Source organism: Bradyrhizobium sp. AZCC 2176, assembly GCF_036924645.1.
GTDB lineage: Bacteria > Pseudomonadota > Alphaproteobacteria > Rhizobiales > Xanthobacteraceae > Bradyrhizobium.
In genome coordinates, this window is the sequence record NZ_JAZHRX010000001.1 from 2,426,580 (window position 1) to 2,440,112 (window position 13,533).

13 protein-coding genes are annotated in these 13,533 nt (G+C 62.9%); 5 read left to right on the forward strand and 8 right to left on the reverse strand.

Annotated features, from left to right (window positions below):
• Positions 1–81 precede the first annotated feature (81 nt).
• The 5 genes from V1288_RS11170 to V1288_RS11190 form a co-directional block, all read right to left on the reverse strand.
• Positions 82–843: a phosphatase PAP2 family protein gene (locus V1288_RS11170; protein ID WP_334357093.1), complete on the reverse strand. Its 762-nt coding sequence runs from the start codon at positions 841–843 to the stop codon at positions 82–84.
• A 167-nt stretch (positions 844–1,010) separates the two neighbouring features.
• A complete protein-coding gene (locus V1288_RS11175; RefSeq protein WP_334357094.1) occupies positions 1,011–1,502 on the reverse strand; it encodes a hypothetical protein in 492 nt (163 codons plus the stop codon).
• 165 nt (positions 1,503–1,667) lie between these two features.
• Complete coding sequence (rlmN, locus tag V1288_RS11180; protein WP_334357095.1) at positions 1,668–2,867, reverse strand: 23S rRNA (adenine(2503)-C(2))-methyltransferase RlmN; 1,200 nt, start codon at positions 2,865–2,867, stop codon at positions 1,668–1,670.
• A 209-nt stretch (positions 2,868–3,076) separates the two neighbouring features.
• Positions 3,077–3,733: an invasion associated locus B family protein gene (locus V1288_RS11185; RefSeq protein ID WP_442893938.1), complete on the reverse strand. Its 657-nt coding sequence runs from the start codon at positions 3,731–3,733 to the stop codon at positions 3,077–3,079.
• A gap of 199 nt (positions 3,734–3,932) precedes the next feature.
• Positions 3,933–4,772 (reverse strand): SDR family oxidoreductase, encoded by an 840-nt coding sequence (locus V1288_RS11190; RefSeq protein ID WP_334357096.1) that lies wholly within the window; start codon positions 4,770–4,772, stop codon positions 3,933–3,935.
• Positions 4,773–4,886: 114 nt separating this feature from the next.
• On the opposite strand from V1288_RS11190, the gene V1288_RS11195 reads away from it, so the two are divergent.
• From V1288_RS11195 to V1288_RS11205, 3 genes are all read left to right on the forward strand, one after another.
• Positions 4,887–5,861 carry an NADPH:quinone oxidoreductase family protein gene (locus V1288_RS11195; protein ID WP_334357097.1) on the forward strand — a complete coding sequence of 325 codons (975 nt, stop codon included), beginning with the start codon at positions 4,887–4,889 and terminating at the stop codon, positions 5,859–5,861.
• A 432-nt stretch (positions 5,862–6,293) separates the two neighbouring features.
• The gene (locus V1288_RS11200; RefSeq protein WP_334357098.1) at positions 6,294–7,316 is read left to right on the forward strand and encodes a hypothetical protein; all 1,023 of its coding nucleotides are present in this window, start codon (positions 6,294–6,296) and stop codon (positions 7,314–7,316) included.
• A 30-nt stretch (positions 7,317–7,346) separates the two neighbouring features.
• The gene (locus V1288_RS11205; protein ID WP_334357099.1) at positions 7,347–8,522 is read left to right on the forward strand and encodes a TAXI family TRAP transporter solute-binding subunit; all 1,176 of its coding nucleotides are present in this window, start codon (positions 7,347–7,349) and stop codon (positions 8,520–8,522) included.
• Between the two features lie 110 nt (positions 8,523–8,632).
• On the opposite strand, the gene V1288_RS11210 is transcribed toward V1288_RS11205, so the two are convergent.
• Both V1288_RS11210 and V1288_RS11215 read right to left on the reverse strand, forming a co-directional pair.
• Positions 8,633–9,019 (reverse strand): YkvA family protein, encoded by a 387-nt coding sequence (locus V1288_RS11210; RefSeq protein WP_334357100.1) that lies wholly within the window; start codon positions 9,017–9,019, stop codon positions 8,633–8,635.
• Between the two features lie 205 nt (positions 9,020–9,224).
• On the reverse strand, positions 9,225–9,533 hold the full coding sequence (locus V1288_RS11215; protein WP_334361276.1) for a 4a-hydroxytetrahydrobiopterin dehydratase: 309 nt from the start codon (positions 9,531–9,533) through the stop codon (positions 9,225–9,227).
• Positions 9,534–9,746: 213 nt separating this feature from the next.
• Between V1288_RS11215 and V1288_RS11220 the strand changes: the two genes are divergently transcribed.
• On the forward strand, positions 9,747–11,168 hold the full coding sequence (locus V1288_RS11220; protein ID WP_334357101.1) for a TAXI family TRAP transporter solute-binding subunit: 1,422 nt from the start codon (positions 9,747–9,749) through the stop codon (positions 11,166–11,168).
• Positions 11,169–11,261: 93 nt separating this feature from the next.
• Positions 11,262–12,836: an alkaline phosphatase D family protein gene (locus V1288_RS11225; RefSeq protein ID WP_334357102.1), complete on the forward strand. Its 1,575-nt coding sequence runs from the start codon at positions 11,262–11,264 to the stop codon at positions 12,834–12,836.
• Between the two features lie 35 nt (positions 12,837–12,871).
• Here the strand turns inward: V1288_RS11225 and V1288_RS11230 are convergent, their stop codons facing one another.
• Positions 12,872–13,252 carry a response regulator gene (locus V1288_RS11230; RefSeq protein ID WP_334357103.1) on the reverse strand — a complete coding sequence of 127 codons (381 nt, stop codon included), beginning with the start codon at positions 13,250–13,252 and terminating at the stop codon, positions 12,872–12,874.
• Between the last annotated feature and the right edge of the window lie 281 nt (positions 13,253–13,533).

Below are 13,533 nucleotides of genomic sequence, written 5' to 3' on the forward strand. Positions count from 1 at the left end.
TCCAGCGGGCTTGAGGGCCGCGAATATCAAATTTCGCAGCCGTGGGCACGCGTTTAATGGCGCTTGGCGGCTGAGGACGAACTACCCCGCCTCGCGCCCGCGCCAGCGCTGCCACAGGCGGTAGCCGGGCCAGCCCCAGCGTGCCAGCGCGGCTTCGATTTGCGCGTCGGTGAGCCTCGTCGACGGCCAGCGGTAAATCCAGGCATAGGCCAGCCAGATCACGAAAAAGCTGACGAGGCCGGCGGCTGCGACATCGGTGAAGAAATGCCCGCCGAACGCCATCCGCAGCACGCTGGTCGCGATACCGAACAAGGTCGCCGCCGTATAGGCAAAAGGCCGCCACGCCGGCGGCGTCAGCGCCGCGGGCGCGTAGGTCCAGAACGCAGTGGCGCCCTCGCCGGAGAAGAACGAGCAGTTACGCCCGCACTCCCCGCGCGGATCCCACCACGGCACGAATTGCCAGGGGCCGTTGAACTCCGCCACCACCGCCGGCCGCGGCCGCCCCCAATGACTCTTGAACGTGAGATTGGTCAGCACGACGGCGGAGAGCAGGATGGTGAGCAAGAGAAACACCGCCGCGCGTCCCGGAACCAGCATCGGCCGGTCCGGCCGCACCAGCTTTCCGACAATGGCAATCAGCGCCGGCAGCGCCAGCGCCCAGGCGATCCACATCGCGCCGTCGCGCGCGAATGCCGCAAGCCCGCTCTGCTTCAGGGGAAACGATGTGCTCGCCGAATCGTAGAATAACGCCGCCAGCTTCAGGTCGAGTTCAGGGAAAATCCCGAACAGCAGTCCGATGACGAGCGATATGCCCAACGCGATAACAAGTCCGGTCCGGTTCATGACGCGCGGTTTAGCCGAGGTGGTTGGGGATGAAAACCCCTGTCATTGCGAGCGAAGCGAAGCAATCCATTCTTTCTTGTCGCGGCGGGATGGATTGCTTCGCGGAGCCTGTCATCGGGCGGCGCTTTGCGCCGACCCGTTGGCTCGCAATGACGGCTGTGCTTGAGTCACGCCTGCGGCCGCGACTGCGACGGCAATGGTGGCGGTGGCCGCAACGGCGGCCTTGGTTCGCGCCAGGCGCCGGCGGATCGGCCCGCGATCATCCAGTAGATCAGGCCGGCCACAATGCCCGCGCCGGTCAAGATTTCGAGGTGGCGGCGCACGATGCCGTCGAATTTCAGCGTCTCCGGGTCGAACGGAATGAGCCCGAGATAGCAGGCCGCCCCGACGATCGCGCCGCCGATCGCATAGGCAAGCACGCTGCGGATATAGAAGGCTTCGGTGATGAGCACCACGACCAGCGCCGGCAGCAACGCAAAGCCGGAGAGAAAGACGAAGCCGAAGCCGAGCACGACATTGATCGCGCTCTGATCGATCGGCGCGCCACCGAGATCGCTGATCTCGGGATACAGCACCGCGCCGACCACGATCATCCCCGCCACAAAGCAGGCAGCGAGGAACGCAAACAGGATGACGAAGATGCGTCCGATCAGCGCCATCGGGTGATACCGTCATTGAGCGCAAACGGCACCTTTATCTCTACCGTCATGCCCGGGCATCCATTTTGCTGCGACGGAGCAAAGACGTGGATGGCCGGGTCATCTGCACGAAGATGCGCTTCGCGCTTTAGCCCCGCGATGACAAGCTCTGGTGCTCTCGTCATCTCAATCCGTCATCGCCATGGCGCGCAGTGCCTGGCGCTCGCGCGCGGACAGTTTTTCGGTCTCCGACTTCAACTGGCCGCAGGCGGCAAGAATGTCGCGGCCGCGCGGGGTGCGGACCGGCGAGGAGTAGCCGGCGTTGAAGATGTATTCGGAGAATTTTTCGATCTGCTCCCAGTCCGAGCACTCGTACTTTGTGCCCGGCCACGGGTTGAACGGGATCAAATTGATTTTCGCCGGAATACCCTTGAGCAGCTTCACCAGCAGTTTGGCATCATCCATGGAATCGTTGACGCCCTTGAGCATCACATATTCGAAGGTGATGCGCCGCGCGTTCGACGAGCCCGGATAGTCGCGGCAGGCCTGCAGCAATTCCGCGATCGGATATTTGCGGTTCAGCGGCACCAGCTCGTTGCGCAGTTCGTCCCGCACGGCATGCAGCGAGATCGCCAGCATGACGCCGATTTCGTCGCCGGTGCGGATGATGTTCGGCACCACGCCCGAGGTCGACAGCGTGATGCGCCTGCGGGAAATGCCGATGCCTTCATTGTCGGCAACGATCAGCAAGGCATCGCGCACCGCGTCGAAATTATACAGCGGCTCGCCCATGCCCATCATCACCACATTGGTGACGAGGCGGCTGCCGGTCGGCGTCTCGCGATCGGCCCAGTCGTTGAGGCGGTCGCGCGCCACCATGATCTGGCCGACGATTTCGCCGGCCGTGAGATTGCGTACCAGCCGCTGCGTGCCGGTGTGGCAGAACGAGCAATTCAGCGTGCAGCCGACCTGCGAGGAAACGCAGAGCGTGCCGCGATCGGTTTCGGGAATGTAGACGCACTCGACCTCATGCGCCTTCTGAAATGCATCACCGCTCGGCAGGCGCAACAGCCATTTGCGGGTCCCGTCGCTGGAAATCTGCTCGGCCACCACTTCGGGGCGATCGACGGTAAAATGCTGCTCGAGCTCTGCGCGCATGTCCTTCGAGATGCTGGTCATCTCGTCGAACGCCTTGGCGCCGCGGACATACATCCAGTGCCAGAGCTGCTGTGTGCGCATCTTGCGCTGCGCGGGCGCAACGCCGATCTCGCCCAGCCGGTCGGCGATCTCGGCGCGCGACAGGCCGATCAGCGAGGGCTTTGCCGGCGGCACAAAGGTTTCAAGCGGAACCTTTTCGAGAGGCGCCAGGGAAGATGAAAGCGACATCAAAATTCACACGAGACGGTTGAAGCGGATGCATAAAAGTGGGCAAAGCGACCTGCCCGCCGTAGCTCAGCGAGCGAAGGCGGAAGCAGCGTGCCCACCATAAACGCCAATGGTGGGCACGGCACGACGCGCCTTTTCCCACCCTACGAAGACACTCAAATAGGCGTTCCAGGGCCCGTAAACAACGTCATTCTGGGCTTAAAAGCGGCTTAGCGCTTGCAGTCCTGCGCCAGCCGGTCGAGCGCCTGGGACAGTCCCTTCAGCGAGAACACGTCCGTGGTCTCGGTGCCTTTGGCCGAAACGCCCTTGACGGTGACTTCAGCGGATTTGCGCATGGCGCTGACCATCTGCTCTTCCTCCGCGGCGTTCTTGATCCAGAGCCCGTCGCCCTGGGTATACATCGCATAGGACGAGCCGCCGACCTCGAGAAAGGATTCCGAACCCGGCTTCAGCGCGTAGCCGATCATGATCGAAACCTCGTTGACGACTTTCTCTGCCGGACGCGACGAGACGAAAGCGTAGGCTGGATCGCGCGGACGATTCGGCGGATTGGTTTTGGATGACGATGGCTTTGCCAACGCGAAGCAAACCTTCCTGCCGTTTGGCGTCGCCGTGTAGGCGCCCCAAGTGCCGTACTGACCAATCAAGGTAGGTTCCGCACCGCCGGCAGCGGCGGTCGCCGCCGGTTCCGGCTTAGCAGGCTTGGCCGCCGTCGGCTTTGCCGCCGGTGCTGGCGCAGGCGCAGGCTTGGCCGCTTCCTTTGCCGAATCCCTGGCACCCTTCGAAGCAGTGCCCTGTGCTTGCGCGAGGGATGTCGCCTCACACAACGCCGCAATCGCAACCAGAAATGTCAGTATTCGCAACACGGACAACTGGTTCCCTCATCATTGTGACTGGAAGATGGCCCGAGGACGCATCGCGCCGCCGGGGATGGATAGCCGGGAAATGCTTTTTTGGGAAGGCAGTTGCGGTGTTGCTCACGCCGTGGCGACGCTTCGTCCCAAGATCCTTTGACTGTGCCTTTGGGGGAATCAAAAACGCGAGCCTGGGTTTCAGCTCTTGGTTTCAGCCCTTGGAGCGGCGCTCGCGCTGCTTTTGCCACTGCGCATCGGTCCATTGCAACAAATCCTCGGCGCCGGAACTGCGCAAATGGGCGCCGCCATCCTGCACCACCATCTCGCCATTGATGTAACCGGCCCGGTCCGAAATCAGAAAGCTCGCCAAGTCAGCAAGTTCGCCATGCTCGCCGGCGCGGCCGAGCGGATTGCGTTGCGCCCAGCTTTCATCGCGGCCCTCGGGGCGGAGCTGACCCGAAGCGCCAGGCGTCGGAAACGCGCCGGGCGCGATCGCGACCGTGCGCACACCCTTGGGTCCCCATTCCACCGCAAGGCTTCGGGTCATCGCGAGCACGGCGGATTTCGCCATCGCCGAGGGCACCGTGAAGGCGCGGCCGGTGATCGTTGAGGTCGAAAGGATGCTCAGCACTACGCCGCCGTGCTTGCCGTCGATCCAGCGCCTTCCCGCAGCGAGCGTGCAATACATCGCGCCGTGCAGCGTCGGCGCCAGGATCGCATCCGCCGCCCGCGGCGACAGATGCTCGGTCTGCGCGATGAAGGTCGCGGCGGCATTGTTAACCAGCACGTCGATGGGCGCCTCGCGCCATATCTCTTCCATCATGGCATCGACCGCCGCACTGTCGCGGATATCGCAACTGATCACGCCGACCTTGCCGCCGAATTCGCTGCGCATCCGCGCGGCCGTCGCCTCCAGCAATTCGAGCCGGCGGCCGCAAATGATCAACTCGGCGCCGAGCTCGACGAAGCGGCGTCCCATCGCAGCCCCGAGCCCCGAACCGCCACCGGTGACCAATATCCGCTTTCCCGCCAGCAAGCCCTTTTCAAACATCGTTTGAATCCCCTCGACTACCATGAGGCCATGCATCCGAATCGGATTGTAGCCTGGCTTCAAATCCGGCATGAAGTTGCCAGTCTTCTTGCCGGTCCGAAATCAGGTGCGCCAATGAAAGCCATTCTCTGCTCGCAATATTGCCAACCCGACGACCTCGTGCTGGCCGACGTCCCCGATCCGGTGGCCGAACCGGGACAGGCCGTGATTGCGATCAAGGCCGCGGCACTGAATTTCTTCGACATCCTGATGATCCAGGGCAAGTACCAGATCAAGCCGCCATTCCCGTTTTCGCCGGCCGCCGAGGTTGCCGGCGTGATCGAAAGCGTCGGTGCCGGCGTCACCGACCTGAAGGTCGGCGACCGCGTGGTCGCGTCCTGCGGCCACAACGGCGCACGCGAAAAGATCGCACTGCCCGCAACCTCCATCGTGAAAATTCCCGACAATCTGGATTTCGATCGCGCCGCAGGCATCATCATCATCTACGGCACGGCGCTGCACGCGCTGGAAGACCGCGCCAGCCCAAAGCCCGGTGAGACGCTTGCGGTGCTGGGCGCGGCCGGCGGCACCGGCCTTGCGGCCTGCGAACTCGGCAAGCTGATGGGGTTGAAGGTGATTGCCTGCGCGTCATCGGATGAGAAGCTCGAATTTGCCAAGGCGCATGGCGCCGAGCTTACGCTGAACTACAGCAAGGAAGACCTGAAAGAGGGCTTGCGCCGGCTCACCGGCGGCAAGGGCGTCGACATCATCTTCGATCCGGTCGGCGGCACTTACGCCGAAGCCGCATTGCGCTCGATCGCCTGGGAAGGCCGCTTCCTGGTGATCGGCTTTGCCGCTGGCGACATTCCGAAGATGCCGCTCAACCTCGCACTGCTCAAGGGCTGCGATATCCGCGGCGTGTTCTGGGGCGCATGGACCAGGGTCAACCCGGAGAAGAACCGCGCCAACCTGGAAAAGCTCGTGAAGTGGACCGCGGAAGGCAAGATCTCCTCGCACGTCGATCGCACTTTTCCGCTGGCGCAAACCGCCGAAGCGCTGAAGGTGCTCGCCGGCCGTAAGGCGATGGGCAAGGTGATCCTGCATCCCTGAGAGGAGATGCCGGATCATCCGTTGAATGGTTGAATTTTCGGCCGCTTGAGGATGCGCAAACGGTCCGCGCGATGCGCGGGGCTGGAGAACATGTGTCGCTATGTAACGCATGCCTCAATGTCATTTCACCGAAATAGTTTCCCGGTAACAATGCGTGTTCTCAAACCCCTCGATGCCGCTTCTTTGCCTCAATCATACCAAAATATCTCCCCATTCGCACCGCTCAGCGCCGTTTTTTGAACCCATTCCGTGTGCGATTTTAACCATCAGTAAAGGGTCTCCTGTACGCGAACAAGAGCAAGAAGTAGGTGCAGGGAACGCCCGTCGTTGCGTTCAGTAGTGGGGAGCATCACCATGGCGGAGAATACCAGGCTGCCAACTCAGCCAAGAGATCCGTTTGACAGATTCGACGAAGCCATCAGCGACCCTCGGTTGTATGAAGCTGATCAGCCTCGATACGAGCAGCTACGATATGAGCCGCAGCCGCAGCCGCGATATGAGCAGCCCGAATACGAGCACCCCTTTGCGCTGTCGTTTGACCGGAGGGACGCGTCGTTTGAGCGGACGGATGTGCTGCCGGAGGAGTTGCCGCCACACGAGCCGGTGCCGCTTTTCCTCTCCAACTACGAGGAGGAATCTCATCAGCAGCTTTCCGAATATGCTTTCGCAAGCGGCAACCGAAGGTTCGGCAGCGGCGGGCTGAAGAAAGCGCGCGCGGGACGCATCGTAACCGGCGTCGTGGTGGTGTCGGCGATAGCTGCCGTGCTTGCGCTGTTTTCCATCGACTCGACGCGGGCGGTCATCTTCAACGCCTCGCTTGGTGGCGGTGGTGGCGGCAGTGCGCCGCCGCCGGCTGAGCTCGCCGCGGCCGTGCCGGAGCCTGCGCAGCCGCAGCGCATTGCCGCGCCGCCGCTGGCCGCCGAACCGTCCGGCGCTGAGGTTACAGCCGCGCGCCGCGCGCCGCCAAACGCGCTGGCATCGGCATCGCCGACGCGCGACGAAATTGCCGCCGCCTATCAGAGCGCGCTCAAGGGCAAGGTCGGAGCGCCCGAGCCGGTGGCGCGCGAAGCTGCCCGGGAGGTCGCCGCGGTAACTCCAGCGGCACCGGTGGTCGCGGTCGCTCCGGCGGTACGTGAGCCCATTCCGGTGACGCGCGAGGCGGTTCCGGCAAGACGCATCGATCCGGACGAGCTCGCGGCGCTGCTGAAGCGGGCGAAGAGCCTGCTTGCGATCGGCGACATCACGTCCGCCCGCCTGCTGCTCGAACGGGCCGCGGACGCGCAAGAAGCGGAAGCGGCGCTGATGCTGGCGGGAACATATGATCCGCTGGTGCTGGGCAGCCAGGATTTGCGGAGCGTCACACCAGATCCGGCGGCGGCGCGGGTTTGGTATCAGAAGGCCGCGCAACTCGGTTCAGCCGACGCGAAACGACGTCTCGGCCAGTTGCAGGACTAATAATTACTCTAGATCAGCGCAGAGGTATTTATGCGACATTTGTTCGGAATGGCATTGCTTGCCATGACAATGGTTTGCGGCTCGACGGTTCGGGCCGCCGAGACCGAATACGATCCGGCCAAGGTCAGCGACAGTCTGAAAGCGATTTTTCAATTCGGTTCGGTCGCCACCAAGCAGGCGCTGAACCAGAACACGGTCACGCTGATCTCGGGAACGATCGGCGGCACCTATGTGCAGTTCGGTGCCGATCTGGCTTCCGTGCTCGACGACGGAAACAAGTTGCGCGTACTTCCGATCGTCGGGCGCGGCTCTGTGCAGAGCGTGGCCGACATCCTGTTCCTGCAGGGCGTCGACCTCGGCATCGTGCGGGCCGATACGCTGGACTATCTCGAGAAAAAGGGCTTCGCGAAGGACATCAAGAAGCAGTTCACCTATGTGACCAAGCTCTACAACGAAGAGATGTACGTCCTCTCATCGAAATCGGTCACCAATATGAGCCAGCTGAACGGCAAAAAGGTCAGTGTCGACCTTCCGAACGGCGGCACCTTTGTCACCGCGGCGATCGTGTTCGAACGGCTCGGCATCAAGCCGAACTTCGTCTACATCGAACAGCGCATCGCGATGGAGAAAATGAGGGCCGGCGAAATCGACGCGGTGGTGGCCGTCGGCGGCAAGCCGTACAAATCCGTCGCGGCATTCAAGGACGACCGCTTCCATCTGGTCCCGGTCGACTATGCGAAGCCACTGCAGACCGACTATTTGCCGGCCACCCTGACCTCCAAGGATTATCCCAACCTGATCGCGGAAGGCGGGCGCGTCGACACCATCGCAGTGCCGGCGGTGCTGGCCGCCTACAACTGGGCGCCGAACACGGATCGCTATCGCAAGCTCTCGCAGTTCGTGGATGCGTTCTTCACGAAGTTTCCGGCGTTCCAGAACCCGCCATTCCATCCGAAATGGAAGGAAGTCTCGCTGTCGGCGCCATTGCCCGATTGGCAGCGCCTGCCGGTCGCCGAGCAATGGCTCAAGAGCCACAACGTCGAGGCCGTGTCGCGGGCCAGGTTTGATGAATTCCTGAAACAGAGCCCGGCGACCGCGGCAAACGTCAAGTCGGACGCGGACAAGGAAGCCCTGTTCAAGCAATTCCAGGCCTGGGAGGCTGAGCGAAGCGCGAGGGCGCAGGTTCCCCAGCCGGCGCAGCGCTAGAGCGTTTCCAGCGAAGCCTGCCCCGGACTTGGTCCGGGGGCAGGGACCGGTTCGCATAGCAATCAAGTTTACGCAGATTGCGTAGACTTATCTGCGGTAGAAAACGCGTGCTATTCCGTCACTTCAGCGGCGTCGATCCCGCGCTTCAGCGCGGCGCGGGCGGCATCGCGATGCTCCTGCGTGATGTGGCCCGCAACCATGCGGATGGCGGTGGCCAGTACGGCGGCATCGTCGGTAAAGCCGAGCAGCGGCAGCATGTCCGGCATGAAATCGAACGGCAGAATGAAATAGGCGACGGCGCCGAGCAGCGCCGCCTGCACGTGACGCGGCGTCTGTTTGTCGAACGCACAGTAGTAGGCTGCGAGCAGGTCTTCGGCGAAGGGAAGCTGCGCCACCACCTGCTTGAACTTGATCCAGAAGCGCCGACGCACGCTCTCACGGTCCTGCGCCAGCCGGTCGGCCGGGTCGAAACCTGCGGTGTGATCGGACGATGCCATCGCGGCGCTCCCTCGAGGACTCCGGCGCGGCAGATCGCCGCGGCTGCCGGACGTCATTCGTTTTGACGCGTCTTCTACCGCAGATAAGTCTACGCAATCTGCGTAAGCTTGATTGCTATGCGAACCGGCATCCAATTCGCTCGAAAACGCTACCGAGAACAATTGGGGATGTCCGTTCCGCCGCGCAAGATCGTGGGTGCCGAACTCAGGTGACGCCCAACTGCTTCGCGATCGCATTCATCGCCTTGGCCAGTTCGATATCGAGCCGGGTCACGCCACCGGCGTCGTGAGTCGCCAGCACCACGTCCACGGTCTTGTAGACGTTCTTCCATTCCGGGTGATGGTCGTTCTTTTCCGCCATCAGGGCGGCGCGGGACATGAATCCGAAGGCTTCGTTGAAATCCTTGAAGATAAAGGTCCGCGCAATCGCCTCGCGCCCCGGCGTTTGGGACCAGCCGGGAAGTTCCGCCAGCGCCGATTTCCGCGCCTCTGCCGACAGCCGTTCCGCCATGATCGCCTCCCGTTCCAGATCGCCTTTACCCTAACACCGAAGGCCGCGTCGGGGATCCCTGCCCAGAATGAGCCGCAACCAGCCTCCAACAGCGGCCTGGGGACGCCGGTAACCATGACGGAGATGTAACAATGGCTAAGGCGGAAATTTGCTAGGATATCGGTGTAAGCGCGTCGGCAGCATGAAATTGCACCTCGAACGATCATCCAGGGATTGATGAGCGACGGTCCCCTCTCTTCGGAAAAGCCGGCCCTACCCTCGCCCCGCTCCGCGAAACGACGGCTGACATTCGTCACGCTGGCCGGCGTGCTGGCGATCGTCGGCGCGCTGGCCGCCGGCTACTACTTTGCGATGCGGCCGGTGACACTGCGGATCGCCGTCGGCCCCGCCAACAGCGACGACCTCAAGGTTGTCCAGAACCTGACGCAGGCCTTCAACAACCAGCGAAACAGTCTGGTCCGGCTGCGTCCGGTGCAGACCGATGGCGCGGTTGCGAGCGCCAATCTGCTCGGCGAAGGCAAGGCCGATCTCGCCATCATCCGGGGCGACCTCGATGTGCCGAAGAATGCGCAGGCCGTGGCGACGCTACGCAAGAATGTTGCGGTACTGTGGGTGCCGACGGCGGCCAAGACCAAGGGAAAGAAGGCCTCCCCCGCGATCACGAAAATCGGCCAGCTCACTGGGCGCCGCATCGGCGTCGTCGGACGTACCCAGGCCAATGTCAATTTACTCCGGGTGATCCTGCGGCAATACGGCGTCGATCCGGCAAAGGTCGAGATCGTCCAGTTCCCCGCCAACGAGGCGGCCGAGGCCATTCGTAACCAGAAGGCCGACGCCTATCTCGCCGCCGGCCCGGTCAACAGCAAAATCACGGCGGATGCGATCGCGGCATCTGCGCGCGACGGCGGCACGCCGAAATTCCTCGCGATCGACTCGGCCGAGGCGATTGCGCAGAACCATCCCGCCTATGAGGCCTCCGAGATCCCGGCGGGCACGTTTGGCAGCGCGCCGAGCCGGCCCGAGGAAGAGATCAAGACGATCAGCTTCTCGCATCACATCGTGGCGCGCAGGGGCATTGCGGAATCGACCGTCGCCATCTTTACGCGGCAGTTGTTTGCAATCCGCCAGACGCTGAAGAACGAATTTCCGCTGGCCGCCAAGATCGAGACGCCCGATACCGACAAGGACGCCACGATCCCCGTTCATCCCGGCGCCGCCGCCTTTGTCGACGGCGAAGAAAAGACCTTCCTCGACCGCTACAGCGATTACATCTGGTGGGGATTGATGGCGTTATCGGCGATGGGCTCCGCCGGCGCCTGGTCCGCCGGCTACCTCAAGAAGGACGAGCGCAATGTCAACACGTCGCAGCGCGACCGGCTGCTCGACATGCTGACCGCCGCCCGTCAATGCGACTCGATGGAAGAGCTCGACCAGATGCAGTCGGAAGCGGACGCCATTCTGCGCGACACGTTGTTATGCTACGAGCACGGGACGATCGAGGAAGGCACGTTGACCGCCTTCAACATCGCGATCGAGCAGTTCCACAACGCGGTGGCCGACCGCAAGGCGCTGTTGATGAGCATGCCGCAAAACCTGCAACGGGCGAGCGCGCAGTTTCGTGCAGCCAGCAACGCCTGAACGGCACATCCGGTAATCGAACCGTCATCAATTCTTTCTAGCTCTGTCGGTGCTATCATTTGCACCCGCGCCAGATCCGGAAAGAGCTCGCATATGACGTTCAGGATTGTTCGCAGCAGTCTCCGCGCAATTTCCCGCCGACGTTTCCTTTCCACCGCGGGTACTGGCGCCATCGGCATCATGGCAATGCCTTATCTCAGCCGTGCCGCCGACCGGCCGATCGTGACATCGGGCGTGCAATCCGGCGATGTCGGCGTTGACGGCGGCGTGGTGTGGGCGCGCGCCGACCGTCCGTCGCAAATGCTGGTCGAGGTTGCCACGTCGGACTCATTTGCCAACGCGAGGGTGCTGCCGCCGATTGCGGCGCTGCCCGAAAGCGACTTCACCGCGAAAATGCTGCTGGAGAACCTGCCTGCCGGGCAGGAGATCTTCTACCGTATCCGGTTTCGCGACCTCGCGCATACCGGCATCGAGAGCGAGCCGGTGGTCGGGCGGTTTCGCACCGCCCCCAGCGATCGGCGCGACGTCAGTTTCGTCTGGGGCGGCGACGTGGTGGGACAGGGCTGGGGCATCAACCCTGACGATGGCGGCATGTTCACCTTCGCCACCATGCGCAAACATCGCCCGGATTTCCTGCTGCACTCCGGCGACACCATCTATGCCGACGGCCCGCTCAAGGACGAGGTGACGCTTCCCGGCGGCAAGATCTGGAAAAACGTGACGATCCCGGAAAAGTCGAAGGTCGCCGAAACGCTCGACGAATTCCGCGCCGCGCACAGGTACAATTTCATGGACGAGCATTTGCGCGCGTTCAACGCCGAGGTGCCGGTCTTCGTGCAGTGGGACGACCACGAGGTCGTCAACAACTGGTCGCTGTCGAAGGAATTGCCCGCGTCCTACAAGGAACGCAACATCACCCTCCTCGCGGCCCGTTCGGCGCGCGCGTTCCACGAAATGTATCCGATGCGCGAGAGCATCACGGAGCCGGGACGCGTCTATCGTACGCTGAATTACGGGCCGCATCTCGACGTGTTCATGCTGGACGAGCGCAGCTATCGCGGCGCCAATGGTCCGAACCAGGAGACGGCCTACGGGCCGGAAAGCTTCTTTCTCGGACCTGCGCAACTTGCCTGGCTGAAACGGGGGCTGCTGAATTCGCGCGCCACCTGGAAGGTGATCGCGTCCGACATGCCGCTCGGCATCATCGTCTATGACGATGCCCGCAACAAGAAGGGCTCGGAGGCCGTTGCGCAGGGCGACGGGCCGCCGCGCGGCCGCGAGCTGGAGATCGCCGACCTGCTGCGCTTCATCAAGACATCGGGCGTCGTCAACACGGTGTGGCTGACGGCGGATGTGCACTACGCGGCGGCGCACTACTACAACCCCGACAAGGCGCAGTTTCAGGAGTTCGACCCGTTCTGGGAGTTCGTTTCCGGTCCGCTGCACGCCGGCACGTTCGGTCCGAACGACCTCGACAATACGTTCGGTCCGGAAGTGAAGTTCATCAAAGCGCCTGGACCTGGCAATCAAAACCTGCCGCCATCGGCCGGGATGCAGTTCTTCGGCCATGTCAGGATCGACGGCGCCAGCGGGCAGATGACGGTAACCTTGCGCGACCGCGCCGACGTTGCGCTGTGGTCGACAACGCTTGATCCCAAACCGGTGTAGCTACCGCGGCGGAGCGATCCGGCGCCCTCAACCGGTCAAGGCCCGATGCCGCCGTCCTTCAGCAGCGCCTGCAGCGCATCGGTCGAATAGGGCTTGGGCAACCGCGGCTTACACGCGAATGCCGCCGGCAGCCTGGCGTCGGCGTCATAGCCGGTGACGAAAGCAAAGGGAATTTTCAGCGCTTCGAGCCGTTCGGCGACGGCAAAACTCTTCTCGCGGATGAGGCTGACATCGAGCAGCGCGAATTCCGGCGGCCGGTCGCCGATCAACTCGAGTGCCTTGGCCACGTTCGGGGCGACCCGCACCGCCTTCACGCCAAAACCCAGAATCGTGTCTTCGAAGTCGAGCGCGATGATGGGATCGTCTTCGACGACCAGCACGTCGCTGGGCATGCCGTTATGGGAGGCGCGGTCCATGTTCTCGCCAGTTCAAGGGTTCAGCATTTGAAAAAAGGCCCGGGCCGAAGCCCCGGAAAGGCGCAAGGCCAGCCGACGCCCGTAAAGCGCATCCGCCGGTTCCGGAACTGAACCCACCATATGTCCGTTCCACCGTCTGTCCGCTACTGCACACATGGATGACATGTCGCGCTATTCGGATTGCATGCAGGCGCGATTTTCCTGTCCATGGCCCAGCGCACGGCGAAATGGATCATTTTGGCGATGGAACGCACCGATGGCGCGGACGTCTGCGGAACCGG